Below are 25811 nucleotides of genomic sequence, written 5' to 3'. Positions count from 1 at the left end.
TGTCAGGATGGCATTGCTCGTGAGCTCGCTGCCGTTGTCGCTCACCACCATCTTGGGCTTGCCGCGCTCGGCGACCAACCGGTCCAGCTCCCGGGCGACCCGGGCGCCCGAGAGTGAAGTGTCGGCCACCAGCGCCAGGCACTCGCGGGTGCAATCGTCGACCACGGTCAGGATGCGGAAGCGCTGGCCATCGGTCATCTGATCCGACACGAAGTCGAGTGACCAGCGATCATTCGGGAGCAGCAGCACCGTCATCGGCGCTCGCGTCCCGATGGCGCGCTTGCGGCCACCTCTGCGGCGCACCGTGAGCCGTTCCTCCCGGGACAGCCGGAACAGCTTCTTGTGATTGACCAGGTAGCCCTCCCGCTTGAGCAGGACGTGCAGGCGACGATAGCCGAAGCGGCGGCGCTCATGGGCGATCGCCCTCATGCGCTGCCGCAGCCCGGCATCATCGGCCCGGCTCATCTGATATCTGACTGTCATGCGGCAACATCCGATGGCTTTACACGCCCGCCGTTCGCTCATCCCGTGGACACCCATGAGATGCGCGACAGCTTTCCGCTTCGCCGCGGGCGTCACCACTTCTTTCCCAGGAGATCCTTCAGCGCTGCATTGTCCAGCATGGCGTCCGCCAGCAGCCGCTTGAGCCGCGTGTTCTCGTCCTCCAGCGTCTTCAGCCGCTTGGCCTCCGAGCGTCCATTCCGCCGAACTTGGCCTTCCACTTGTAGATGCTGGCGTCGCTCACGCCATGCTTGCGGCACAGATCGGCGACCGGAACGCCGGCCTCGTGCTCCTTCAAAATCCCGATGATCTGCTCTTCCGTAAAGCGGCTGCGCTTCATGCTCTGGTCCTCGTTGGGCCAGAACGAACTTCAAACTGGATTAAGCCCCAGGGGCAAGGTCATGGGGGCTGCGGACGAGTCTGATGTTTTGGTAGCAAACGAAACCCGGCTCGCCTCAAAAATTCATCGCGCCGGATTTTCGGTCAAGGTTTGGTCGTAAAGTGAATTCGTCGGGTGGTTGACTGTTTGGCGGCCCGAACTGTGACCTCCTGCTTGCCAGCCGTCATCACCGCAGCATCAACGCCAGCCAGCATGACGCCGCATTCGATTTGGCCTGGTCGCTACTGACTCCACGTCAGCCCTTTAGCTGGTAGCCAATCTTCCCAATCCGGAGGCAGCTGGGAATAGCTCGCTTGTTTTCTGTAGCTCCCAACGACGGGTTTCAGGTTGTCGCAGGAACAGAACCTGTCGACGACAGCCTCCTTGATGGCATGAGCGGCTCTCTTTCCCAGTCTGGCTTCTTCGCTGCGGAACTTTCTCCAAAGCAAGACTTCGATGAACTCATGGACGAGAACGCTGTTGAAATCCAATCCCTTCATTTCCGGATAGCTTACGACTAATCGCGGCGCCATCGATGCGCCATCGTGCGACCCGCCCGGACCAAACTTGGTGACATGGACGCGCACGACCTTTGGCAACTGACGCGTAAGCTGCGCAACGAAATCGGAAGCAAATCGATCCTCCACCCGCCGCCATGACTGCACGACGCGCTCCAGACTGGCGCCCGGCAAGTCGTGACGCACGATCGCGTCGCGCAGTCTCTCATCTGAAAACCGAGCTATACCTTGCGCGATCTCCGCTTTGAGCGCATCTGGCCAGGTCACATCATATTTTTCGGCGCGAAAGAATTCGAGATTTCCAAGTTGGAATCGGACGTGGGAGACCTCGTCTTCGATCGTTGAAGAAAAGCGAAACTCCATGATGGCCACCTTCATGAAACGCCAGTTGAACGACCGTCGACCGGAGCCGCCATGCCCCGATGCAAGGGTTCAGTTCCCTATATTTCGAAGATTTCCAGCTCCGAGAAGCCGTTGCAGCGGCGGTCACATTGGCCGAATCGCCTAGTCGCACGAGACGCGATTACCCATCCGCCGGCACGTCCTGCCATCACTGAAATAGGTCGTGCTTCCGACCGTGTGCGACGACGTGCCATCGCTGTAGTAGGTGTGGTTGCCGATCTGCTGCGAGCTGCTGCCGTCGTTGTTGTAGGTGAAGCGCCCGATCTGCTGGGACGAGGAGCCGTCGCTCCAATAGGTGTTGTTGCCGATCCGCTGTCCCGACGTCCTGTCGTCGCACAGGATCTGGTTGCCGATGAGCTGGCAGGTCTCGGCCTGAGCCGCTGTCGCCGCCCACAGGCCGAACGCGATCGCGAGAGCGTGGCGCATGAAGTCGATTCCCTAAATTGCAGCATCCAATCGCAACCCACGCGTGAGCGCAACGGAAAACGATCCGTGATGATCTGTGCGGATCAACGTCCGGCGCCGCGCGTCCTGGTCTTGCCGGCGGCTCCGCCGACCCGGAACGCCCGCATCTGGCCGCTGAGAAAGCGCAGCAGATGGCTGGCGGCATGCGGCAGCTCGCGGCCGCGCCGGGTGATGACGCAGGCTTCGCTCGAGGCCAGCAGGCGGTTGTCCACCGGCACGGCGGCGAGGGAGCCGTCGGCAAGATCGGCGGCGATCGCGAAGGCCGGCAGGAGCGTCAGGCCGAGGCCGCTCCTGACGAAGTGGCGGAGCACGTTGATGGAGCTGGTGGTGAGCTTCGGCGAAAGGGCGATGCGCTCGGCGGCCTCCGCCATTGCCACGACCTGACGCGTGCCGTAGCTCGGATGCATCAGTCCGAGGGGGTGATCGGCGAGCTCGCGCAAGCGCAAGGGACGGCCGAGCCGCGCGAGCGCATGATCCGGCGGCATGATCGCGCAGAGCGGCTGCCGGCTCGCGGTCGCGATCCGGATGCGCGGATCGGCTGATGGGTTGAACACCAGGCCGATGTGATGGCGATCCTCGGCGACGGCATTGACGACCTCGTTGGTGCCGGCCAGATCGAACGCCATGGTGAGGTTGGGATGGCGTTGCCAGAACTGGCCGAGCGGGCCGGACATCAGGTCGCTGACGAAACCCTCGCCGAGTACGATGTCGACATGGCCGCGTTTGAGGCCCTGCAATTCGCGCAGCTTGGCGACGGTGTCGGCCTGGTCGGCCTGCCATTGCCGGAAGCGCTCGACCAGCAGCGCGCCGGCCGCGGTGGCGCGGATGCCGCGGCTGAGGCGCTCGAGCAAAGTGAGGCCGAGCTCCTTTTCCAGCAGCGCGATCTGCCGGCTGATCACCGACGCGTTGACGTCGAGCGCTTCGGCGGCGGCGCGCACCGAGCCGAGGCGGATCGCCTCGTGCAGATAGTGCAGGCGGTGGTGATCGAGCAGGGCGGACATGGCTTCGGAACGTGTTGACCTGAGGTCAACACTAGCGGCGGACGGCGCTGATGTCTGCTCCGGAATTGCGCGGCTACGCTGGCGAGGCAAATCTGGCAGGAGGCCTCGTGACCGCGGTCGGCATCATCGGACTTGGCAACATGGGGCGCGGTATGGCGCTGACGCTGAAGGGCGCGGGCTTCGCCGTCACCGGCTACGACACGCTAGCCGCGACGCGCGCGGCGCTCGCGGCCGAGGGCATCGCGATTGCCGACGGCATCGGCGGCGTGATCGCCGCCGCCGACATCGTGATCCTGTCGCTGCCGACCGCCGGCATCGTCGCCGATATCGTGGAAGGCGCCGGCGGTATCCTCGCGCAGGCCAGGGCCGGCGTCGTCATCGTCGACACCTCGACCTCGCATCCCGAGACCTCGCGCCGGCTCGCAGCCCTTCTCAAGGCGCGCGGCATGGGCTTCGTCGATGCGCCGGTCAGCGGCGGGCCGAAGGGCGCGGCGACCGGCACCATGACGATGGTGATCGGCGCCGACGGCGATGATCTCGCGCGCGTGCTGCCGGTGCTGGAGCGCATGAGCGCCAAGCGCGTCCATGTCGGCGGCGTCGGCGCCGGCAACGTCGCCAAGATCGTCAACAATCTTCTCTGCGCCGCGCATCTGCTGACCGCCGCGGAGGCGCTGCGCATCGCCGATGCGGCGGGCGTCGACGCAGTGCGGCTGCTCGAAGGGCTCAATGCCGGCTCCGGCCGCTCCGGCGTCACGCTCGTCAACGTGCCCAACTGGATTCTCAACGGCGCCTTCGACTCCGGCTTCACCATGCAGCTGATGCGCAAGGACGTCAGGCTCGCGGCGCAGTTCATCGGCGAGCTCGGACTGTCGCTGCCGATGGCCGCCGACACCGCGCGCATCTGGGCGGACAGCGCCGCCAGCATCGCCGACACTGATGATTTCAACCGCATCGTCGAGCTGCAGCTCGGTCCGATACCGAAGCCGTGAGCGTGCCGCCATGACCCATTTCATCGATCCCCGCCTGCGCGCCGCCACGCTGCCGTTCTGGCCTGACTTGGAGGCCGTTGGCTCCCATGTCGGCGGTGACCTGATCGTCGGCGATGGCGCGACGGTCTCGGTGAATGATCCCGCCACCGGCAGATTGCTGTTCACCTATGCCGATGCCGGTGCCGACGTGGCGGCCAAGGCGGCTGCTGCTGCGGGGGCGGGGCAGGCGGAATGGGTGAAGCTGACCGCCGCGGGCCGCGGCCGCGTGATGCAGGCGGTGGCGCGGGCGATCCTCGCCGCGGCCGAGCCGCTGGCGCATCTGGAAGCGCTGTCCGCCGGCAAGCCGATCCGCGACACCAGGGGCGAGGTCGCCAAGGTCGCGGAGATGTTCGAGTACTATGCCGGCTGGGCCGACAAATTCCACGGCGACGTCATCCCGGTGCCCTCAAGCCATCTCAACTACACGCGTCGCGAGCCGATGGGCGTGGTGCTGCAGATCACGCCGTGGAATGCGCCGATCTTCACCGCGGGCTGGCAGATCGCGCCAGCGATCAGCATGGGCAACGCCGTGCTGCTCAAGCCCTCGGAGCTGACGCCGCTGACCTCGCTGGCGCTGGCAGGCATCGCCGAACGCGCGGGCTTGCCGAAGGGCGTCGTCAACGTGCTCGCCGGTTTCGGCCACACCACGGGGCAGGCGGCGCTGGTGCAGCCCGCGGTCAGGAAGGTGGTGTTCGTCGGCTCGGTACCGACCGGGCGGCTGATCGGCGAGGCTGCGGCGCGCAGGCTGTTGCCGTCGGTGCTCGAGCTCGGCGGCAAGTCCGCCAACATCGTGTTCGCCGATGCCGATCTCGAACGCGCCGCCGTCGGCGCGCAGGCCGCGATCTTCGGCGGCGCCGGACAGAGCTGCGTCGCCGGCTCCAGGCTGCTGGTGCAGAGCGCGGTCTATGACCGCTTCGTCGATCTGGTCGCAAAAGGTGCAGCGAAGATCAGATGCGGCGATCCGCTGTCGGCGGACACCGAGATCGGTCCGATCAACAACGCCAGGCAATATGATCACGTGCTGTCGTTGATCCGGGAAGGCGCGGCGGAGGGGGCGGAGATCGTCGCTGGCGCAAATGGCGTGGCGCAGGACGGCGGATATTTCGTCAAGCCGACCGTGCTCAAGAACGTCACCAACGCCATGGGTATCGCGCGCAAGGAGGTGTTTGGTCCGGTCGTCGCCGCGATCCGCTTCGACACCGAGGCGGACGCGATCGCGATCGCCAATGACAGCGAGTTCGGCCTCGCGGGCGCGGTGTGGACCAGGGATGTCGCGCGCGCGCATCGCGTCGCAGCACAGGTCAAGGCCGGGACGTTCTGGATCAACGCCTACAAGACCATCAACGTCGCCTCGCCGTTCGGCGGCTACAACAACAGCGGCCATGGCCGCTCCTCCGGCATTGAGGCGCTGTACGAATACACGCAGGTGAAGAGCGTGTGGGTCGAGACCGCGGCCGAGCCGGCCGTGGCGTTCGGCTACGCGCCGGGCTTGCGCGACTGAGCGGGCATGGCATGATCGGTGCAAGAGCTGCGCGCCACGGAACGACCACTTAGTTCCGAAATAAGGAACGGAAACATGCCGCGCTTCGTCAACGTCGCCATTGGTCAGCTCGGCCCGATTGCCAAGAGCGAAACACGGACCGCGGTGGTTGCGCGGCTGATGGCGTTGATGCGGCAGGCGCACGCCAATGGCTGCGACCTGATCGTTTATCCCGAGCTCGCGCTGACGACGTTCTTCCCGCGCTGGTACATGGCCGATCAGGCCGAGATCGACCTCTATTTCGAGCGCGAGATGCCGGGGCCGGAAACGCAGGCCTTGTTCGCGCTCGCGAAGGAGCTGCGCATCGGCTTCTGCCTGGGCTATGCCGAGCTGGCGCTCGAGGGCGGCATCGTGCACCGCTACAATACCGCCATTCTCGTCGACAAGACCGGCGCGATCGTCTCGAAATACCGCAAGGTGCATCTGCCGGGACATGCCGAGCACGAGCCGTGGCGCAAGTTCCAGCACCTGGAAAAGCGCTATTTCGAGCCCGGCAAGCGCTTCGGCGTCGCGAGCGCCTTCGGTGGCGTCATCGGCATGGCGATCTGCAACGACCGCCGCTGGCCGGAGACCTATCGCGTGATGGGGCTGCAGGGCGTCGAGATGGTGCTGATCGGCTACAACACGCCGGTGCACAATCCGCCCGCGCCGGAGCATGACGATCTCTCGCTGTTCCACAACCGCCTCGTGATGCAGTCCGGTGCCTATCAGAACGGCACCTGGGTCATCGGCGTCGCCAAGGGAGGCATCGAGGAGGGCATCGACCACATCGCCGGCAGCTGCATCATCGCACCCTCCGGCGAGATCGTCGCGGCCTGTGCCACCAAGGGCGATGAGATCGCGCTGGCGCGCTGTGACCTCGATTTGTGCAGATCCTACAAGCAGACGGTCTTCAACTTCGACGTCCATCGCCAGCCGCAGGCTTACGGCATGATCGTCGAACGCAAGGGCGAGACGCTGATGGCCGACGGCTCGCCCGTCAGAAAGCAGGCGTGACGCACGATGTTGCTGCACGGCACTTTCCGTAGCCCGCATGAGCGAAAGCAACATGCGGGTTCGCATGAACTGTGCGGGAGAACCCGGGGGCGCTGCGCTCGCCCGGGCTACGCAAAAGCTTGCGCTCCGTGCCTCATTTGCGTTCAAATGAATGCACTCCACGCGCATGGCATGGGCCTTGCTTATAATTTCGGCAATTGAACTTGGCATGTTGCATCAGGAGAGAACATGGATCGCAGGACGGTATTGAAGGGATTGGCGGGCGCGGGTGGTCTGGCGCTGACGGGGATTGCGGCACCGGCGATCGCACAAGGCGCTGCCGCACGCACCTTGCGTTTTGTGCCACAGGCCAATCTCGCCAATTTCGATCCGATCTGGGGCACGCAATATGTCGTGCGCAACGCGGCCGCGATGGTGTGGGACACGCTGTACGGCATCGACGACCAGTTCGTGCCGCAGCGCCAGATGGTGGAATCCGAGCAGGTGTCCGACGACGGCCTGACCTGGACCTTCAAGCTGCGCCCGGGACTGAAATTCCATGACGGCGAGCCGGTGCTCGCCAAGGACGTCGTCGCCAGCCTCACGCGCTGGTCGGCGCGCGATCCGATGGGCCTGATGCTGAAGGCGCTGCAGAACGAACTGACGGTCGTCGACGACAAGACCTTCAAATGGGTGTTGAAGCAGCCCTATCCGAAGATGCTGTTCGCGCTCGGCAAGGGCAATGCGCCCTGCGCCTTCATCATGCCCGAGCGCATTGCGCAGACCGACCCGTTCAAGCAGATGTCGGAATATGTCGGCTCTGGCCCGTTCAAATTCGTCAAGGGCGAGTGGGTGCCGGGCGCCAAGGCCGTGTTCGAGAAGTTCACCGACTACGTGCCGCGCCAGGAGAAGCCGGTGTGGCTCGCCGGCGGCAAGCAGGTGCTGGTCGATCGCGTCGAATGGGTGATCATGCCGGATCCTGCGACCGCGGCTGCCGCGCTGCAGAACGGTGAGGTCGACTGGTGGGAGAACCCGATCACCGATCTCGTGCCGGTGCTGAAGGGCAACAAGAACATCGGCGTCGACATCGGCGATCCCCTCGGCAATGTCGGCTCGTTCCGCATGAACCACCTGCATGCGCCGTTCAACAACGTGAAGGCGCGCCAGGCGATCCTCATGGCGATGAGCCAGGAAGATTATATGCGCGCGCTGGTCGGCGACGACAACGCGCTGTGGAAGCCGCTGCCCGGCTTCTTCACGCCGGACACGCCGCTCTATACCGAGGCGGGCGGCGACATCCTCAAAGGCAAACGCGATTTCGCGGCGGCCAAGAAGCTGCTTGAGGAGGCCGGCTATAAGGGTGAGCCGATCACCTGCGTCGTCGCGCAGGACCAGCCGATCACCAAGGCATTCGGCGACGTTACCGCCGATCTCCTCAAGAAGCTCGGCATGACCGTCGACTTCGTCGCCACCGATTGGGGCACCGTCGGCGCCCGCCGCGCGCAGAAGACGCCGCCTTCGCAAGGCGGCTGGCACATGTTCCACACCTGGCACGCAGGTGCCGACTGCATCAACCCGGCCGCCTACACCGCGCTGCGGGCCAATGGCGACAATGCCTGGTTCGGCTGGCCGACCAGCGAGCCGGTGGAGAAGGAGATCACCAACTGGTTCGCCGCCAAGTCGCTCGACGAGGAGAAGGCGGTCGCCGCGCGCATCAACAAGGCGGCGATCGACGACGTCGTGTTCGCGCCCACCGGCTTCTTCCTCGGCTATACCGCTTGGCGCAAGAACGTCTCGGGCGTGACCAAGGGGCCGATCCCCTTGTTCTGGGGCGTGTCGAAGACCGCATAGGGCGAAAGACCTCCCATGCTCACCTATGCGCTCCGCCGAGTCCTGTCGACGCTGCCGGTGATGGCGATCGTCGCGCTGTTCGTCTTCAGCCTGCTCTACATCGCGCCGGGTGATCCGGCCGTTGTGATCGCAGGCGACCAGGCGAGCCCGGCCGACGTCGAGCGTATCAGAGCCAATCTCGGACTGGACCAGCCATTCCTGGTCCAGTTCGGCAGCTGGGTTTGGCGTCTGCTGCACTTCGATCTGGGCACCTCGATCTTCACCAACCTGCCAGTGTCGGCATTGATTGCCCAGCGTATCGAGCCGACGCTGTCGCTGATGATGGTGACCCTGGTCCTCACGATCATCATCGCCGTGCCGCTCGGTGTCATCGCGGCCTGGAAGGCGGGCACCTGGATCGATCGGATCATCATGGCCTTCGCCGTGTTCGGTTTCTCGGTCCCGGTGTTCGTGGTCGGCTACATCCTGGCCTACGTCTTCGCGCTGAAGTTCGATTGGCTTCCGGTGCAGGGCTACACGCCGCTGGCCCAAGGGTTCTGGCCGTGGCTGCAGAACCTGATCCTGCCGGCGGTCGCGCTCGGCTGCGTCTACATCGCGCTGATCGCGCGCATCACCCGCGCCGCGATGCTCGAGGTGCTGCAGCAGGACTACATCCGCACCGCGCGCGCCAAGGGCCTGGGGCAGGGCGGCATCCTGTTCATCCATGCGCTGAAGAATGCCGCGGTGCCGATCGTCACCGTCGTCGGCATCGGCATCGCGCTCCTGATCGGCGGCGCCGTCGTCACCGAGAGCGTGTTCGCCATTCCGGGCCTCGGCCGGCTCACCATCGATGCCATCCTGCGCCGTGACTATCCGGTCATCCAGGGCATCGTGCTCTTGTTCAGCTTCGTCTACGTGCTCGTCAATCTCCTGATCGACGTCACCTACACCCTGGTCGACCCGAGGATCCGCTATTGACCGCCACGACCTCCACATCGCCGCCGCCAGGCCTCGTCCTCGCGCCTGTTCTGCCCGACCTGATGGTCGCGCCGAAGATCCGGCGCGGCGCCATCGGCTTCCTGCGCAACCATCCGACGGTTGCGATCGGCGGCGCGCTCCTGCTGCTGCTCGTCATCATCGGCGTGTTCGCGCCATTCCTCTTCACCGTCGATCCCACCGCGATCGCGCCGGCCAAGCGCACGCGGCTGCCGTCGGCGGATTTCTGGTTCGGTACCGATGCACTCGGCCGCGACATCTATTCCCGCGTGCTCTATGGCACCCGTGTCTCGCTGACGGTCGGCCTCGCGGTGGCGCTCGGCGCCTCCCTGATCGGCCTCACCATCGGTCTCGTCGCCGGCTTCCTGCGCTGGGCCGATGGCGTCCTGATGCGCTGCATGGACGGGCTGATGTCGATACCGCCGATCCTGCTCGCGGTGGCACTGATGGCGCTGACGCGTGGCAGCGTCGGCAACGTCATCCTCGCCATCACCATTGCCGAGATCCCGCGCGTCGCGCGGCTGGTGCGCGGTGTCGTCCTGAGCTTGCGAGAGCAGCCCTATGTCGATGGCGCGGTCGCCTCGGGCACGCGCACGCCGATGGTGATCCTGCGCCACATCCTGCCCAACACCATGGCGCCGATGCTGGTGCAGGCGACCTACATCTGCGCCAGCGCCATGATCACCGAGGCGATCCTGTCCTTCATCGGCGCCGGCACGCCGCCGACCATCCCGTCCTGGGGCAACATCATGGCCGAAGGCCGCGCGCTGTGGCAGGTCAAGCCCTTCATCGTGTTCTTCCCCGCCGCGTTCCTCTCGGTGACCGTGCTCGCCGTCAACCTCGTCGGCGACGGCCTCCGCGACGCGCTCGACCCGCGCATGGCGAAGAGCCCATGAGCAGCGCAGTCAGAGATCGCCGGGAGCTCAAATGATGTCGCTGCTCGAGGTCGAGAATCTCCAGGTCCATTTCCGCACGCCGACCGGCATCAACCGTGCCGTCGATGGCGTCTCCTTCCACGTCAACCCCGGCGAGACGCTCGCCATTGTCGGCGAATCCGGCTGCGGCAAATCGGTGACGTCAATGTCGATGATGCGGCTGATCCCGGAGCCGCCGGGCAAGATCGCGGGCTCGATCAAGCTCGAGGGCAGGGACATTCTTAGGCTCTCCGACCGCGAGATGCGTCAGCTCCGCGGCAACGACATCTCGATGATCTTCCAGGAGCCGATGACGAGCCTCAACCCGGTGCTGACGGTCGGCCGCCAGATCGGCGAGACCCTGCGGCTGCATCAGGGCCTCGATCAGGCGCAGGCCGAGGCCCGCGCGGTGGAGATGCTGACCCTGGTCGGCATCCCCGAGCCGGCACGCCGCGTGCGCGAATATCCGCATCAGCTTTCCGGCGGCATGCGCCAGCGCGTGATGATCGCGATGGCGCTGGCCTGCAACCCGAAGCTCCTGATCGCGGACGAGCCGACCACCGCGCTCGACGTCACCATCCAGGCGCAGATCCTCAAGCTGATGCTGGAGCTGAAGCAGCGCGTCGGCGCCGCGATCATCCTGATTACCCATGATCTCGGCGTCGTCGCCGAGGTCGCCGAGCGCGTGATGGTGATGTATGCCGGCCGCAAGGTCGAGGAAGCGCCGGTCAGGGAGCTGTTCCGCTCGCCCCGCCATCCCTACACTCAGGGCCTGCTCGGCGCGCTGCCCAAGCTCGGCTCGTCGCTGTCGGGCGAAACCAGGCGTCTCGCCGAAATTCCCGGTCAGGTGCCGGACCTCAAGCAGCGCATCGAGGGCTGCGTGTTCGCCGGCCGCTGCGCGCTCGCGACCGATGTCTGCCGCCAATACGCGCCGGGTCTGGAGCAGAAGGCCAAGCATCACATCGCCGCCTGCCATTTCGCCGCCAAGGAGCAGGCCGCCGCATGACCATGCCGCTGCTCCAGGTCAACGACCTCAAGAAGCACTTCCCGATCCGCAGCGGCCTGTTTGGGCGAGCCAAGAGCCGGGTGCACGCCGTCGACGGCGTGTCGTTCGAGATCGCGCGCGGCGAGACGTTGTCGCTGGTCGGCGAATCCGGCTGCGGCAAGTCCACCGTCGGTCGCGCCATCCTGCGGCTGTTCGACATCACCGCCGGGCAGATCGTGCTCGACGGCACGCGGATCGACGATCTCGGCCCGGGCAGCCTTCGCGAGATGCGCCGCCGCGTCCAGGTCGTGTTCCAGGATCCGTTCTCCAGCCTCAATCCGCGGATGCGGATCCGCGACATCCTGGCCGAGCCGATCAACAATTTCGGCCTCGCCAAGACTGCGGCCGAGCGCGATGCGCGCATCGCCGAGCTGATGGAGATCGTGCGGCTGCCGCGCGACGCCGTGAACCGCCGCCCGCACGAATTCTCCGGCGGCCAGCGCCAGCGCATCGGCATTGCGCGGGCGCTCGCCGCCAAGCCCGACCTGATCGTCTGCGACGAGGCGGTCTCCGCGCTCGACGTCTCCGTCAAGGCGCAGATCGTCAACCTCCTGCAGGACCTGCAGCGCGAATTCGGCCTCGCGCTGCTGTTCATCAGCCACGATCTCGCCATCGTCGAGCACATGACGCACCGCGTCGCCGTGATGTATCTCGGCCGCATCGTCGAGCTCGCCCCCAGACGGCAGATCTTTGCGTCTCCTGGCCATCCCTACACCAGGGCGCTTCTCTCAGCCGTCCCAATTCCCGAACCCGGCGCCGAGCGCACCCCGATCATTCTCAAGGGCGACGTTCCCAGCCCCGTCAACCCGCCCAAGGGCTGCCGCTTCAACACCCGCTGCCCGCTCGCATTCGACCGCTGCCGAATGGAGGCGCCCGAGCTGCGTCTGAAGGGCGAGGACCAGTGGGTGGCGTGCCATCTGGAGAATGCGTAGTTGTAGTAGCGAAGGGTGGGCAAAGGCGCTACGCGGCGAAAGCCGCGAAGCGACCTGCCCACTGCGCCCGGTGCGAATGACAGCTTGACGCACGAGACCGCCGCGCCAATCGTCATCGCGGGCGCAGCTCGCAATGACGGAGGAGAGATGGTGCGTTTCTCGCGCGGATATGGGTGCAGCGCGTAGCCCGCATGAGCGACGGCCGGCGCGCGGGACGCGCGTCGGCGCCAGCGACATGCGGGGTCTTACGTGCCGTGTCGGCGAACCCGGATGTCGCTGCGCTCGTCCGGGCTAGGTGGCGACCGAACGAAACTTCGACGGCACGCGGCATCGCTGCGCCGCGCGTCGTCGCTGCAGATCATGTCTTGAGGAATGGTACCGCAGCCGCGCGCGGTTGCGACCAGACGTCGGCTCACTGGGTACGGCTCTCGCCCGCTTCAGACTGCAAGCGACCGATTGAATTTCGTCCAGTAGAACGTCGCAAAGCGCGATCTGCGACAGCAGGGCGGCCTCTGTCGATCGGTGCGACGTCGGCCGATCGAGGTGCAGCTTTGCTGTGCGGATTCTGCTTAGCGATTTCAATACCGAATGATTGGACAGGTCGCCGCCTCGAATATCGGTCATTTTGCCTGCACCACCACTACACGAGATCTGTCGCATCAGGACCAATTTGGTTCAAAGCAATCGGTATGCCGCGAAGGGGGCCGCGAGCGGACAGCGCGACCTTGCGGGTCCCTCCGGCGTCTGCAAAGCAGCGCCCACGGACATCAATCGGCGGTTTACAGTCGGTTCCGAAATTGAAACTTGGCACGTTGAGTTGACGCTTTGCCTGCCTGATTGGCAACTTATCGCTCTTGGCCGAGCGATTGGCGACCTGCTGATGACCTATTGCAGTCGTGCCAAACTGGAAGACGCTCGCTGTGCCCGGCGAGGGGATGACCTGGTGCACCGCCACTGAACTGGTAATGCCTACAAGATAACTAAGAGAATGCAACGTGACCGTCTTGATAAGCATGATTGGACTCACTTCATCTCGCCTCATATCGACAGGCGTGTGGACGTTGCCAGGTTCGCGTTGTGACAAGGGCATAAGTTCATCGCTTCGGTGACCTGCTTCGCAAGATCGAGAATCTCAAGCGCCGAGCGTCGCCGGTTAGGTGTGTTGGTGTTCCGAACATTATCGTCTCCCAAAAGTGCCGCGGGTCTCGGCTCGCTCGGTCACGTTCAACCCTGTCTGTCGCTGCGAGGATGCGCCTGGCGAGTCTTGATTTCGTGGTGGAGTTTTGCCCGGCGTTGGGCAGGGGATCACCGCCTCGTCCAGCACGGAACTCATGAGTTCCACTTCGCCGGGATGCCGGTTCCCGTGCCGCCACGTTCATCCCCTCTCTTACGGTCGCACTCGACAGAACCTGCTGCCTGCTCATCTCAACGAGATTGAAGCGCGTCGCGCGGCGATTTTGAAGTTATTCTCAAGTCCAAACTCTGCAAACGTTGCTCAGAATTAGCCGCAACACTAGCCAGTTACCTGCTCAAATTAACATGTGAGAAGTCGGGAACATGATCGAGCTGCGGCGCCTGGCCGCCTGGCCGCATGGCCGCATGGCCGCCTGCCGCGTGACGGGAGTTTCTCGGAGTTGACTTGGATCAGTCGGGAGGACGTACTCTTCGGTATTCAAGCGAGCCGTGAGCGAGGACAGACCGATGAACTTGGACCGATCCGTGAGCCTATTGAGCCGGGCTCCCGTCATTCGTACGGACGATCCGGAGGCGATGGAGCACGCGTTGCGTACGGTCTATGGGGCAACGGGCTTCGCAGTCACCAAGGCAGATGGCTTCCTGGGGGTGGGCAACTATCTTCGGCTTGCGAATATCGGCCTCGGCTTTTGTGCCTATGGCGGGGCGAGGGCGGTCGTCAAGTTCCCGGAAAGCGACTACGCGCGCCTGCAAATTGGCCTCAAAGGCAGCGCTTTGACCGTTCTGAATCGCACGGCGATCGCGATAACCGAACGGCAGTCCTGCATAGTTGCGCCTGGCGAACCCAACAGGATTGTGTTCGAGCCAGGTTATGAGCAGCTCATTCTTCGAATAAGCGCGAGGGCGTTGGAGCAGACATTGACGACGCTGCTCGGTGCAAAGCCAGCCGGTGTCCTCAAGTTTGATCCCATAGCGGCTGCGGTGCAGCCGAACGCTCTGGTCTTGCGCGATCTGGCGATGTTTCTCGCTCATCAGTTGGATGCGGCGGCGACAGAGCTGCCGCGCGCGGTGCTCGTCGAACTGGAGCAGGCTCTCATCGTTTCCTTCCTGTCGGCTCACCGCCACAATTTCAGCGAGCTGTTGGAGAGAGCCGAAAAGGATGTCGTGCCGCGCATCGTCCGGCTGGCCGAGGAGTATATCGAGGCTTCTTGGGACCGCGCCATCACGATCGAGGCGCTGGCATCGCAGACAGGCGTCAGCATCCGCGCGCTCTATACTGCGTTCAAGAAGAGCCGCGGATACTCGCCGATGGCGTTTGCGAAAACGGTGCGATTGCGACGGGCAAAGCAGATGCTCTCGGGGGCAGATCAGCGCACCTCCGTCTCTGCAGTCGCCTACAATTGCGGCTTCGGAAATCTCGGACACTTCGCAAGAGACTATCGCGAGATGTTCGGTGAGCTTCCATCCGAAACTCTGTTGCGCTCGCGACGAGCCGCCTAGCTCGCCTTACAGAAGCGTCGGTCAGGCCAGTCCCAATAGCGCTTGGGCAGCGGCGAAGCAAAGCGCGGGTCGCCAACTCAAGCTGAGAGCCAATCATGATGACGCCGTCCGACTGCGGCGAGGCGCTAAGAAGCGGGTCAGGTCTTTCGAATATTCTCGTCTCGTAGAAAGCGCCGCGCTTTTCAACTTGTTCGGGTCACGTTCACCTGACGTCGCTGCTGGATACGCGTAGCGAGCTTCAACTTCATGGCGGATATTCTCTCGGGGGTAGGCGGGAGGGTTGCCGCGTCGTCCAGCGCAGACCTCATGAGATGAGGCCAAGTAGTAATCTGGAAGGAAATTGAAGCGCATCGATGAAGAAGATGGAACTGCGACACCTCGCCGCTGACCGGTGTTTTCCCGGAGTATCAGTTCGGTCAAACCGAGGTACCATCTTCCGATGAACCTAGATCAATCCGTAAGCCTGCTGAGCCGCGCTCCCGTCATTCGTACAGACGATCCGGAGGCGATGGAGCACGCGTTGCGTACCGTCTACGGGGCAACTGGCTTCACAGTCACCAAGCCAGATGGCTTCCTGGGGGTGGGCAACTACCTTCGGCTTGCGAATATCGGCCTTGGCTTTTGTTCATATGACGGGGGAACGTCGGTCGTCAAGTTCCCGGAGGGCGACTTCGCGCGCCTGCAAATTGGCCTCAAAGGCAGAGCTTTGACCGTTCTAAATCGCACGGCGATCGCGATAACGGAGCGGCAGGCCTGTATAATTCCGCCGGGTGAACCGATCAGGATTGTGTTCGAGCCAGGTTATGCGCAGCTCATTCTTCGAATAAGTACGGGGGCGCTGGAAAGGTCGTTGACGACGCTCCTGGGCGCAAAGCCGGCTGGCGTCCTCAGGTTCGATCCCATGGCGGCTGCGGTGCAGCCGAACGCTCTGGTCTTGCGCGATCTGACGATGTTCCTCGCTCATCAGCTGGATGCGACGGCGACAGAGCTGCCACGCGCGGTGCTGGCCGAACTGGAGCAGGCTCTCATCGTTTCCTTCCTGTCGGCTCACCGCCACAATTTCAGCGAGCTGTTGGAGAGAGACGAAAAGGACGTCGCGCCGCGGATCGTTCGGCTGACCGAAGAGTATATCGAGGCCTCTTGTGGGCGCGCCATCACGATCGAGGCGCTGGCATCGCAGACAGGCGTCAGCATCCGCGCGCTGTATGCGGCGTTTAAAAAAAGCCGCGGATACTCTCCGACGACGTTTGCAAAAACGGTGCGATTGCGACAGGCAAAACAGATGCTCTCGGGGGCAGATCAGCGCACCTCCGTCTCTGCAGTCGCCTTCAATTGCGGCTTCGGAAATCTCGGACACTTCGCAAGAGACTATCGCGAGATGTTCGGTGAGCTTCCATCCGACACTCTGTCGCGCTCGCGGCGAGCCGCCTAGCTCGCCTGACAGAGGCGCCGGCCAGGACCATTCCAAAGAGCGCCGGGGCCAGCAACGCGCGGTGGGCAGGTTGTGCCCGGCGAAGCTTGCTGATGATGTCCAGTATTCGCAGCCAGGCTGGGCCACCGTGCTGCGTCTGGAGGCAAAGCGACCGAACTGCGACATTACGGGCGACGTGTCATAGTCATGCGCTCGGCGGCGGACATGCTGCAGGGCGGGTCAAGGCGTGCAGGCGACCATTCGCCGCTAGCGACATGCCATGGCGATTCACGCACCTCCCGCTCGGCGATGCGGGGCAGCGGCAACCCCCCGCTTGCCCAGCCTGCGATTGAAGGCTTCGCAGCCTGCGACCGGCCTGCCACACCAATACAGCCAATCGTCCATATGCCGTGCCGTCGCCGGGTGGGTGCATTGTCAGGAGACCTTATGGCGATTAAAGATTCCGGCCCAGACCGCGTCGGCGCCGCAAGCCCTCCCGCGCGGTCGCGCGTTCGATGAGGCCGCCATGCATCTTGCCCATGATCCCACAGCGCCGGCGGCAGCAGGGATCAGCTTCGACCAGTTCCTGGCCGTCGACATCCGCGTCGGCACCATCGTCGCGGCCGAGCCCTATCCGGAGGCGCGCAAACCGTCGCTGAAGCTGACCATCGATTTCGGGCCCGGCATCGGCACCAGGCGCTCCAGCGCCCAGATCGCCACGCTCTACGATCCGGCCACCCTGGTCGGCCGCCAGGTGGCCGGCGTCGTCAACTTCCCGCCGCGCCAGATCGGCAAGTTCATGTCCGAGGTGCTGACGCTCGGCTTTCCCGATGAACAGGGCAACGTCGTGCTGTTCCAGCCCGACAAGCGCGTGCCGAACGGCGCGCGGCTGTTCTGACGCGCGGAGAGCCGACCGCCATGGATATGCTGCTCGAACCTGTTACGCTGCCGCCGTTCCCCGAAGGCCTCAGGATTTCGCTCAGGCAGATGCATCTTCTCCAGGCTCCCATGGGCGGCACCCTGGTGACCGGCGGCGCCACCTTCCGCGTGTTCGCGCCGCATGCCAAGGCGGTCTACGTCTCCGGCCCGTTCAACGACTGGGCGCAGGACGCGAGCTGCCGGCTGGCGCCGATCGGCAACGGCCATTGGGCGATCTTCGTGCCGTCTCTGAAGGACGGCGACGCCTATATGTACTTCGTCGAGGGTGAAGGCAGCTCCGGCTACAAGCGCGATCCGCATGCACGGCTGCTTACGGTCGATCCGCCGTTTCCGCAGGCGCATTCGGTGCTGCGCAATCCGCACGCTTTTCCCTGGCACGACACCGACTACACGCCGCCGCCCAACAACGAGCTCGTGATCTATCAGCTCCACGTCGGCACCTTCGACATGAAGGCGGGCAATCCCGACGGCTGCTTCTTCGACGTGATCGAGCGCGTGCCGCATCTGGCGAAGCTCGGCGTCAACGCGATCGAGCTGCTGCCGGTGCAGGAATTCCCGACCATGTTCAGCATGGGTTACAACGGCACCGACCTGTTCAGCCCGGAGAGCGAGTACGGGGAGGCAGAAGACGCGCATCTCGCGGCCTACTTCAAACGCACCAACGAGATCCTCGTCGCAGCCGGCGCGACACCTTACGCCGATATCGGCGTGGTGCGTCACTGCGACGACCAGCTCCGCGCGCTGATCGACGTCTGTCATGTCCATGGCATCGCCGTGCTGTTCGACGTCGTCTACAACCACGCCGGCGGCGGTTTTGACGAGAGCAGCATCTGGTTCTTCGACCGTCAGGCCTATGGCGATCCCAATCGCAGCCTGTATTTCACCGATCAGGGCTGGGCGGGCGGCCAGGTGTTCGCCTACTGGAACGCCGACGTGCGGCGGTATCTCGTCGACAACGCCGTGATGTTCTATCGCGAGTATCACGCCGACGGCCTGCGTTTCGACGAGGTCAGCGTGATGGACCGCTTCGGCGGCTGGGCGACCTGCCAGCAGCTCACCGAAGCGCTGCGCGCGGAGAAGCCGGATGCGATCCAGATCGCGGAATACTGGCCGGTGAACCCGTGGGTGGTGAGGGACATCGCGCATGGCGGCGCCGGCTTCGATGCGACCTGGAGCGACGGACTGCGGCTCGCGGTGCGCGGCGCCGTCGCGAGCGCGGCCGGCGGCGCCGGCGCCGTCGTCCCGATGCAGCCGATCGCCGCGGCGATCGCCGATCTCAGCCTCGACAAGCGCTGGCGCGCGGTCAACTCGATCGAGAACCACGACATCGTCTATGCCGGCCGCGAGCCGCGCATCCCGCGCCTCGCCGATCCCGTCGACAGCCGCTGCTGGTATGCGCGCAGCCGCAGCCGCGTCGCCACGGGCCTGTTGCTGACCGCGCCGGGCATCCCGATGCTGTTCATGGGCCAGGAACTGTTCGAGGACAAACCATGGAGCGACACGCCGAACCCCGACGCGACGATCAGTTGGGCGCTGCTCGACGGCGAGGACAAGATCACCGCTGATGCGATGCGCTTCACGCGCGAGCTGATCGCGATCCGCCGCACCCATCCGGCGCTGACCGCGGAGGGATGCGCCATCGTCCACGTCCATGACGGCAACCGCGTGCTCGCCTTCCACCGCTGGGACGGCCAGGGCGACGACGTGATGGTGATCGTCAGCCTCAGCGAGACGCCATGGCGCGACTACGCGATCGGCTTTCCGGCAGCGGGGCAGTGGAAGGAGGTATTCAACAGCGACGTCTATGACAACTGGGTCAATCCGGATGTGGTCGGCAACAATGGCGCGGTCAGCGCAGGCGGCCCGCCGCTGCACGGCCAGCCGTGCTCGGCTGACGTGACGATTCCGGCGAATGGCGTGCTGGTGTTCGCGAGGGAGTGACGGACGCGTAGCCCGGATGAGCGCAGCGATATCCGCGGTCCCACGACTGTTGCGATGATCCCGGATGTCGCTGCGCTCATCCGGCCTACGAGCGTCGCCGTGTGGCTACACGATCAACCGCCCCTGGCGCTCCGCGATCCCGATCACCGCTTCCGTCCCCGCATTGAAATCGAGGTGATCCGCCTCGATGCCGTCGGAGAAAATGACGCCGTTCTCGGGCATCAGCGAGCGCAGGCGCAGTGTTTCGGCGCCGTTCAGCCCTCCGCAGACCAGGGATGTCTGTGACGTCTTGCTCGGGAACGGCTCGCGCACGGCAAAGCGCAAGCTCCGGGCGTCCCAGGGCAGGGCGGTGTAGTCGCCGCCCGTCGTGGGGCTGCCGAAGTTGCCGGCGATCGCCAGCGCGCCGGTGACGATGCTCTTGAACCACGCAGTCGAGCCGAGTCCGGTCGCGACGATCAGGCCGCTGGAGGACTGCCGCTCCTGATGCTCGCGGGTCGCGATTTCGTAGCGGGCCGAGACATGCGTGCGCGCGCCGATGAAGAGGTCGTTGACCGCATGGAGCACCTGGCCGTCGGCGAGGCTCGCGCGCGCCATGGTCACCGTCTTGGCCGCACGCCGGTCGGCAGCAACCTCCGGCAGCAGGCTCGCGAGATCGGCCGGCGCGAACGGCAGCAGCACGCCGTCATGCCGGGCCGCGTCCGGGTTCAGGCCGAGCAGCGGCTGGCCGTCGAGATATTTCATGGTGTTGGCGACGAGCCCGTCGGGGCCGAGCGCCGCGACGATGTCGGCGGGGCCGAAGATGAAGTTCGGCAGGAAGCCGCGGTCGACGATCTGGTAGCGGCCCCAGCGCTCCAGCGTCTGGACGCTGGTCAAGCGCGCGGCCTGGTAGGCCGCGTGCTCGCGTTCGTAGTCGGAGAAGTCGGCGCCGAGATGCTCGACATAGAAGCGGGCCTGGTCCGCGGTGAGGAATCTGGTGATCAGCTCCTCGAGCCGCGTTCTCCTGACGACCAGCACCACCTTGCGGTCATTGCCGGACACGGGCGGCCTCCGCGGGCTTCTGCATCAGGCTGTTCAGGAGCTCCGGCGAGACGTTCAGCTGCCCGATCTTCTCGGCCTTTTCGGCGAGGCCCGAGAACGCCTGCGCGATCAACTGGCCGGGTTGCATGCCGGTGGCGGCCAGCGCCTGGATCACGCGGGTGTCGACGCCCTCGAAGATCTTCATCAGCGCGCCGACGCGATAGGCTTCGGCATCCGCCAAAGTGCGGGTGTTCGCCGCATTCAGCGACACGAAATCCTTCCGCTTGGCCTCCAGCCCGATATCGGCGACCATGCCGGCCTCGCGCAGCTCGTTCTTCTTCGCGGCGACGCTGGCCTCCGCATCCATCTGCGTCTCGCGGATCGAGCGCTTCTTCTGCTCGACCGCGATCTCCGTGTCGAGCTCGCTCTCGCGGATCGCCCGCTCGCGCTCGACGGCGAAATTGCGCCGCGCGAAGATGGCTTCGTCCGCGGTCCTCAGGATCGCCTCGCGCGCCTCGGCCTCCAGCGCCTTGGCGGTCTCCGGCGTCGGCTTCACCGCGCGCACGGCGACGCCGAGGATCTCCAGGCCCAGCGCCTCGATGTCGGCGCGCCGCTTCAGTCCGGCCGCAATCGTCTCGGCGATGCGGTCGGAGGCGCGCAGCGCTTCCTTCAGGGTCATGTCCTTGACGGCCTGCTGCGCCAGCACCTCGACCGCGCCGAGCACGCGCTGCGGCAGCTCCTCCGGGTCATCAGACTCGTAGGTCTTGCCGTCGCGCTTGAGCGTGAAGTTGAGCATCGCCGCCGCCTTCCTCGGCTCGCCGATGCGGTAGGTCACCTGGCCCTGGATCGTCAGCGTCTGAAAGTCGCGGGCGATCTGCTGGAAGATGAAGGCGGCGTCGCGGCTGCCGATGGGGATCGCGACCAGGGAAGTGGCGGGCCCGTAATAGAAGGTGGAGAGCCCGGCACCTTCCTCGACCACGCTGCCGGCGCGGTACTTGAGGAGATAGGTGGTGGGTTGGGCCTTGATGAAGCGTAAGCCGAACATGGCGGCCTCCTGACGTTCAATGGATAAGTGTGTCACACCAACTTAGTAAGTTGGACAGTACAACTAAGTATGCTAGTGTCAAGGGACAAATTCGGGGGCGGACGGTATGGCAGCACGGCAGGGGCAGGGCGGCGGAGCGGCTGCGAGGGCGGGCGGACTGGATTTTCCGCGGCCGCTGACCACGGTGGACATCGTCATCTTCGCGATCCGGCTGGAGGCGCTGCACGTGCTGCTGGTGCGGCGCGGCCACGGCGAGGGAGAGCCGTTCCCGGACGCGTTTGCGCTCCCGGGCGGCTTCGTCGATGTCGACAAGGATCGCGATCTCGAAGCCTGCGCGCGGCGCAAGCTTGCCGAGAAGACCGGCGTGATCAGCACCTATCTGGAGCAGCTCGGCAGCTGGGGCAGTGCGCACCGTGATCCGCGCGGCTGGTCGGCGACGCACGCGTATTTTGCGCTGATCCCGGCGTCAGCGGCGGAGGCCGCGCTCGCGGCCGATGCGCAATGGTTTCCGCTCGTGGGCATGAGCGTGAAGCCGAATCTCGCGTTCGATCATGCCGAGATCCTGCAGGCCGCCGTGCAGCGGCTGCGCAACAAGGCCGAGTACACCTCGCTGCCGGCCTATCTGATGCCGGAGGAGTTCACACTGCCCGAGCTGCAGCGGACTTACGAGATCGTGCTCGATCGTCCGCTGGAAAAGAGCGCCTTTCGCACCCGCATGCTCTCGGCCGACCTCATCGAGCCGATCGCCAAGATGCGCAAGGGGCCAAACCGGCCGGCGCAGCTCTATCGCCTGAAGGCGGCGGCCGCGCCGGTGTATTTCGCGCGGACGTTCAACGCGCCGGAGTGAAGCTCCGTCGCCCGCATGCGCGCAGCGATATGCGGGTTCTCGTCAGGTGCGGCGGCGAACCCGGATGTCGCTCCGCTCATCCGGGGCTACCAAGGCGAGACGGCCGCATCAGGCCGAAAAGTCCACCACCAGCGACTTGCTGGTCGAGCTCGACGAACTCGTGCCGCTGGCGCTGTAGGATGAGGTCTTGCTGTTGTTCGAGCTCTGCAGCGCCTCGAGCAGCTTCTTCAACAGCTCCTCGACCTGGGACGAGGACGATGAAGACGACGAGGAGGAGGTGCTCGACGTGGTGTCGGTGCTGGAGTCATCGCTCGGCGGGGCCGGCGGCGGGCCGCCGGCGCCACCCGCGCCGCCCGGACCGCCGGAGAAGGCGTTGGCAAATACGTTCTTCAGCTCGGTCGCCTGGTCCGAGGTCAGCTTGCCGCTGTCGACCTCGCTCTGGATGAGATCGTCGATCTTCGACTGCATCTCCTTGGGCGACGGCGGCGCGCTGGAGCTCGACGATGACGACGAGCTGCCGCTCTGCAATGCGGAATCGATGTCGTCGAGCGCCGAGGACAGCGCAGTCTGGTCGGCGGAGCTGACCTTGCCGGCCGAGACTTCCTTGGTGAGTTCCTGCTTGAGCAGGTCGAGCGGCGAATATCCGCTCATGGAGGATGCAGAGATCGACGTCATGGCGTGCTCCGGGGTGCGACATCAAACCTGCGTCCAGGTGTGACCGGAACGCTTAACAGCTCCTTGTTCCGTGTTTCTGGATGTGTCCCGCAGCAGGCTGCACACAAAACGAAGCAAGAAAGTCAGCATGGCTGCGTAGCCCGGATGAGCGCAGCGACATCCGGGTTCGGCACGAGCGCCGGTGGCGACCCCGGATGTCGCTGCGCGCATCCGGGCGACGGTCCGCGGCAAGGCGGCATGCCGCCAGCGCAATGCTCCGGCGCGGGAAATGGTGTATCCGCGGGTGACAGGCGGGGCTCTCGCTCGGGATGTCCGCCACAAGGAATAAAGCCCCCGGAGGAACTCCATGTCGGCCCTGCCGCTTTCTGGCATCAAGATTCTCGATCTGACCCGCGTGCTGGCCGGACCGCTGTCCGCGCAGATGCTGGCCGATCTCGGCGCCGAGGTGATCAAGATCGAGCGGCCCGGCACCGGCGACGATGCGCGCGCGTTCGGTCCGCCCTACCTCAGGGACCCCGATGGCAAGGCCAACAACAACAATTCCTTCTACATCTGCGCCAACCGCAACAAGAAGTCGGTCACGGTCAACATCGCGAGCCCCGAGGGGCAGGAGATCATCCGCGCGCTCGCGAGGGATTGCGACGTGTTCATGGAGAACTACAAGGTCGGCGATCTCAAGCGCTATGGCCTGGACTATGAGGCGATCCGCGCCGTCAATCCCGAGGTGATCTATTGCTCGGTCACCGGCTTCGGCCAGACCGGGCCGTATGCACCGCGGGCGGGCTACGATGCGATCTTCCAGGCCATGGGCGGGCTGATGAGCGTGACCGGCCACATGGACGGCGAACCGGGGGCGGGGCCGATGAAGGTCGGTCCCTCGATCGTCGACTACATGACCGGCATGAACACCTCGATCGGCATCCTCTCCGCGCTGTATCACCGCGACGTCAATGGCGGTGGTGGCCAGCACATCGACGTCTGCCTGTTCGACACCGTGATCGCCTCGCTGTCGCACTATGCCCAGATCTTCCTGATCAACGGCAAGTCGCCGCCGCGCCGCGGCACCTGGGGCAATGGCGGCATGCCGGCCGGCGTGTTCCGCTGCACCGACGGCGAATTGATGCTGGTGGTCGGCAACGACGCGCAGTTCGCGCGCACCTGCGCGGTGTTAGGCGCGCCCGAGCTCGCAACCGACCCGAAATTCGTCAGGAACAACGACCGCGTCGTCAACGGCAAGGAGATCATGGCGATCTTTGCCGGCCTGTTCCTGAAGAACTCGGTGGCGCATTGGCTGGAGGAGCTGGAGAAGGCGGGCGTGCCGTGCGGGCCGGTCAACGACTTCGCCCACGTGTTCGCCGATCCGCATGTCCGCTCGCGCGGCATGGAGGTGAAGGTCGAACACCCGTTCGAGCCGCATCTGTCCCTGATCCGCAACGCGCTGACCTTCTCCGGTACCCCGATCACCGAGTATCGCGCGCCGCCGCTGCTCGGCGAGCATACGCAGGATGTGCTGTCGGGGCTCGGCTATGATGAAGCGAAGATCGCGGCGCTCAAGCAACGGGGCGTGGTGTAACCGGGGCCAACGCGCCGTAGCTCGGCCGAGCGCAGCGACATCCGGGATCGCCAGGACCGCCGGTGAAGAACCCGGATGCCGCTGCGCTCAATTGGGCTACGGGCGCTACGTTCGCGGCGAGTTCACGGTCTCAATGGACGTGATGATGCCGTCGGTGCTTCGCACGAGGCTTGACGGGGGTGGGCGCTTGCGCCGTCGGCGCGCCAAGCTGCTGCCGCGATTCCTGCAGGCGGCGCTGATAGCCGGGTGAATTCATGATGCTGGCGGCGGCGCCGCGGGCCAGCACCGGCTCGCTGGCGGTCACCATCACGAGCGCCGACGTGACGAAGGCGAGCAGCAGGTTCGGTCGGTGCGTCACGAGTGGACTCCGTGGTGGATGGTGGGATCTCGTCGCCCGGATGAGCGCAGCGATATCCGGGGTTCCACAAGCTGCCGCGATGAACCCGGATGTCGCTGCGCTCATCCGGGCTACGGGCTGCGCGCTGCAATCCTGGCCTTCGACTTTGCCGCCTGATCGCGCGTGGTCAAGCCGAGCACGGCGCCGCGCACCACCCGCGCGATCACATCCTCGACATCGTCGAGGTCGCATCGGCCGTCGGAGAGCTTGGTGAGGCGCTCGCTCTCGCGGATGGTGTGATGCGCCATGGCGAGCGCAAAATGCAGGCCCCAGAACAGATCGACCTCGGAGCTGTCGGGCAGGGCGCGCTGCATTGCGCCGGCGAATTTGCGCAAATGGTCGATTTCCTTGGTCTTGATGCGGCGAATTGGCGGCACCGATTCGATCGAGGCGCGGATCATGAACTGCGCCACCGCCGAGCGTTGGTTCTCAGGGCCAAGGCAGCCGCGCAGGATCGGGCCCACGAGGGCGCGCAGGATGTCGGAGATGTCGGCGCGACCGCCGCCCGCATCCTCGGCTTCACGCAATTCGCGCAGGCGCTCGCGGTTGAGCGCGATCGAGCGGGTCACGAACAGTTCGGCGATCAGCTCGTCCTTGGAGCCGAAATGATAGTTCACCGCGGCGAGATTGACGTTCGCCTCCGCCACGATGTCGCGCAAGGTCACGTCGGAGAAGCCGCGTTCGGCATAGAGCCGCTCGGCGGCGATCAGGATCGCAGTCCGGGTCTGGTCGGTCGCCATGCTCGT

Annotated in this window: 23 protein-coding genes and 1 pseudogene; 14 read left to right on the top strand and 10 right to left on the bottom strand. The window is 65.1% G+C overall.

What is annotated here, in order from left to right:
- The 4 genes and pseudogenes from ACQR1E_RS05435 to ACQR1E_RS05420 all read right to left on the bottom strand — a co-directional run.
- Nucleotides 1–841, bottom strand: a pseudogene (locus ACQR1E_RS05435) (IS3 family transposase); the annotation flags it as partial.
- A 281-nt stretch (nt 842–1122) separates the two neighbouring features.
- A complete protein-coding gene (locus ACQR1E_RS05430) occupies nt 1123–1776 on the bottom strand; it encodes a hypothetical protein (protein ID WP_434896768.1) in 654 nt (217 codons plus the stop codon).
- Nucleotides 1777–1902: 126 nt separating this feature from the next.
- Nucleotides 1903–2226, bottom strand: coding sequence for a hypothetical protein (locus ACQR1E_RS05425; RefSeq protein ID WP_434896767.1), 324 nt, complete (start codon nt 2224–2226; stop codon nt 1903–1905).
- 83 nt (nt 2227–2309) lie between these two features.
- Nucleotides 2310–3266, bottom strand: a complete 957-nt coding sequence (locus ACQR1E_RS05420) for a LysR family transcriptional regulator (RefSeq protein ID WP_434896766.1) — start codon at nt 3264–3266, stop codon at nt 2310–2312.
- Between the two features lie 107 nt (nt 3267–3373).
- Between ACQR1E_RS05420 and ACQR1E_RS05415 the strand changes: the two genes are divergently transcribed.
- The 8 genes from ACQR1E_RS05415 (at nt 3374) to ACQR1E_RS05380 (ending at nt 12526) form a co-directional block, all read left to right on the top strand.
- A complete protein-coding gene (locus tag ACQR1E_RS05415; RefSeq protein ID WP_434896775.1) occupies nt 3374–4255 on the top strand; it encodes an NAD(P)-dependent oxidoreductase in 882 nt (293 codons plus the stop codon).
- Nucleotides 4256–4265: 10 nt separating this feature from the next.
- Nucleotides 4266–5795, top strand: coding sequence for an aldehyde dehydrogenase family protein (locus tag ACQR1E_RS05410; protein WP_434896765.1), 1530 nt, complete (start codon nt 4266–4268; stop codon nt 5793–5795).
- Nucleotides 5796–5870: 75 nt separating this feature from the next.
- Nucleotides 5871–6830 carry an N-carbamoyl-D-amino-acid hydrolase gene (locus tag ACQR1E_RS05405; RefSeq protein WP_316164522.1) on the top strand — a complete coding sequence of 320 codons (960 nt, stop codon included), beginning with the start codon at nt 5871–5873 and terminating at the stop codon, nt 6828–6830.
- Nucleotides 6831–7058: 228 nt separating this feature from the next.
- The gene (locus tag ACQR1E_RS05400) at nt 7059–8660 is read left to right on the top strand and encodes an ABC transporter substrate-binding protein (protein WP_434896764.1); all 1602 of its coding nucleotides are present in this window, start codon (nt 7059–7061) and stop codon (nt 8658–8660) included.
- 15 nt (nt 8661–8675) lie between these two features.
- The gene (locus tag ACQR1E_RS05395; protein WP_315714604.1) at nt 8676–9617 is read left to right on the top strand and encodes an ABC transporter permease; all 942 of its coding nucleotides are present in this window, start codon (nt 8676–8678) and stop codon (nt 9615–9617) included.
- On the top strand, nt 9614–10531 hold the full coding sequence (locus ACQR1E_RS05390) for an ABC transporter permease (RefSeq protein ID WP_316188425.1): 918 nt from the start codon (nt 9614–9616) through the stop codon (nt 10529–10531). Before ACQR1E_RS05395 ends, ACQR1E_RS05390 begins: the two co-directional genes overlap by 4 nt.
- Before the next feature lie 34 nt (nt 10532–10565).
- Nucleotides 10566–11555 carry an ABC transporter ATP-binding protein gene (locus ACQR1E_RS05385; RefSeq protein ID WP_434896774.1) on the top strand — a complete coding sequence of 330 codons (990 nt, stop codon included), beginning with the start codon at nt 10566–10568 and terminating at the stop codon, nt 11553–11555.
- Entirely contained in the window at nt 11552–12526 is a 975-nt protein-coding gene (locus ACQR1E_RS05380) for an ABC transporter ATP-binding protein (RefSeq protein WP_315749538.1), read from the top strand. Before ACQR1E_RS05385 ends, ACQR1E_RS05380 begins: the two co-directional genes overlap by 4 nt.
- 640 nt (nt 12527–13166) lie before the next feature.
- On the opposite strand, the gene ACQR1E_RS05375 is transcribed toward ACQR1E_RS05380, so the two are convergent.
- Nucleotides 13167–13541 carry a hypothetical protein gene (locus ACQR1E_RS05375; RefSeq protein WP_434896763.1) on the bottom strand — a complete coding sequence of 125 codons (375 nt, stop codon included), beginning with the start codon at nt 13539–13541 and terminating at the stop codon, nt 13167–13169.
- A 686-nt stretch (nt 13542–14227) separates the two neighbouring features.
- On the opposite strand from ACQR1E_RS05375, the gene ACQR1E_RS05370 reads away from it, so the two are divergent.
- The 4 genes from ACQR1E_RS05370 (at nt 14228) to ACQR1E_RS05355 (ending at nt 19511) form a co-directional block, all read left to right on the top strand.
- Nucleotides 14228–15220 carry an AraC family transcriptional regulator gene (locus tag ACQR1E_RS05370; RefSeq protein WP_434896762.1) on the top strand — a complete coding sequence of 331 codons (993 nt, stop codon included), beginning with the start codon at nt 14228–14230 and terminating at the stop codon, nt 15218–15220.
- 439 nt (nt 15221–15659) lie between these two features.
- Nucleotides 15660–16652 carry an AraC family transcriptional regulator gene (locus ACQR1E_RS05365; RefSeq protein WP_434896761.1) on the top strand — a complete coding sequence of 331 codons (993 nt, stop codon included), beginning with the start codon at nt 15660–15662 and terminating at the stop codon, nt 16650–16652.
- A 505-nt stretch (nt 16653–17157) separates the two neighbouring features.
- Complete coding sequence (locus ACQR1E_RS05360; protein ID WP_316164528.1) at nt 17158–17529, top strand: tRNA-binding protein; 372 nt, start codon at nt 17158–17160, stop codon at nt 17527–17529.
- Between the two features lie 20 nt (nt 17530–17549).
- Entirely contained in the window at nt 17550–19511 is a 1962-nt protein-coding gene (locus ACQR1E_RS05355) for an alpha amylase C-terminal domain-containing protein (protein WP_434896760.1), read from the top strand.
- Nucleotides 19512–19616: 105 nt separating this feature from the next.
- Here ACQR1E_RS05355 and ACQR1E_RS05350 read toward each other — a convergent pair whose 3' ends face one another.
- Together ACQR1E_RS05350 and ACQR1E_RS05345 are read right to left on the bottom strand one after the other, a co-directional pair.
- Nucleotides 19617–20549 carry a sugar kinase gene (locus ACQR1E_RS05350; protein WP_316164530.1) on the bottom strand — a complete coding sequence of 311 codons (933 nt, stop codon included), beginning with the start codon at nt 20547–20549 and terminating at the stop codon, nt 19617–19619.
- Nucleotides 20536–21573 (bottom strand): SPFH domain-containing protein, encoded by a 1038-nt coding sequence (locus ACQR1E_RS05345; protein ID WP_316171193.1) that lies wholly within the window; start codon nt 21571–21573, stop codon nt 20536–20538. Before ACQR1E_RS05345 ends, ACQR1E_RS05350 begins: the two co-directional genes overlap by 14 nt.
- 106 nt (nt 21574–21679) lie before the next feature.
- On the opposite strand from ACQR1E_RS05345, the gene ACQR1E_RS05340 reads away from it, so the two are divergent.
- On the top strand, nt 21680–22420 hold the full coding sequence (locus ACQR1E_RS05340; protein ID WP_434896759.1) for an NUDIX hydrolase: 741 nt from the start codon (nt 21680–21682) through the stop codon (nt 22418–22420).
- A gap of 108 nt (nt 22421–22528) precedes the next feature.
- Here ACQR1E_RS05340 and ACQR1E_RS05335 read toward each other — a convergent pair whose 3' ends face one another.
- Entirely contained in the window at nt 22529–23095 is a 567-nt protein-coding gene (locus ACQR1E_RS05335) for a hypothetical protein (RefSeq protein ID WP_316171195.1), read from the bottom strand.
- Between the two features lie 346 nt (nt 23096–23441).
- Between ACQR1E_RS05335 and ACQR1E_RS05330 the strand changes: the two genes are divergently transcribed.
- Nucleotides 23442–24668 (top strand): CaiB/BaiF CoA transferase family protein, encoded by a 1227-nt coding sequence (locus ACQR1E_RS05330; protein ID WP_434896758.1) that lies wholly within the window; start codon nt 23442–23444, stop codon nt 24666–24668.
- A 130-nt stretch (nt 24669–24798) separates the two neighbouring features.
- Here ACQR1E_RS05330 and ACQR1E_RS05325 read toward each other — a convergent pair whose 3' ends face one another.
- Both ACQR1E_RS05325 and ACQR1E_RS05320 read right to left on the bottom strand, forming a co-directional pair.
- On the bottom strand, nt 24799–25026 hold the full coding sequence (locus ACQR1E_RS05325) for a hypothetical protein (RefSeq protein ID WP_434896757.1): 228 nt from the start codon (nt 25024–25026) through the stop codon (nt 24799–24801).
- A 110-nt stretch (nt 25027–25136) separates the two neighbouring features.
- A complete protein-coding gene (locus ACQR1E_RS05320) occupies nt 25137–25805 on the bottom strand; it encodes a TetR/AcrR family transcriptional regulator (RefSeq protein ID WP_315827322.1) in 669 nt (222 codons plus the stop codon).
- Nucleotides 25806–25811 lie beyond the last annotated feature (6 nt).

The sequence above is a fragment of the Bradyrhizobium sp. HKCCYLRH1030 genome, from assembly GCF_051168395.1.
Lineage (GTDB): Bacteria > Pseudomonadota > Alphaproteobacteria > Rhizobiales > Xanthobacteraceae > Bradyrhizobium.
This window is presented reverse-complemented; position numbering and strand designations above follow the sequence as displayed.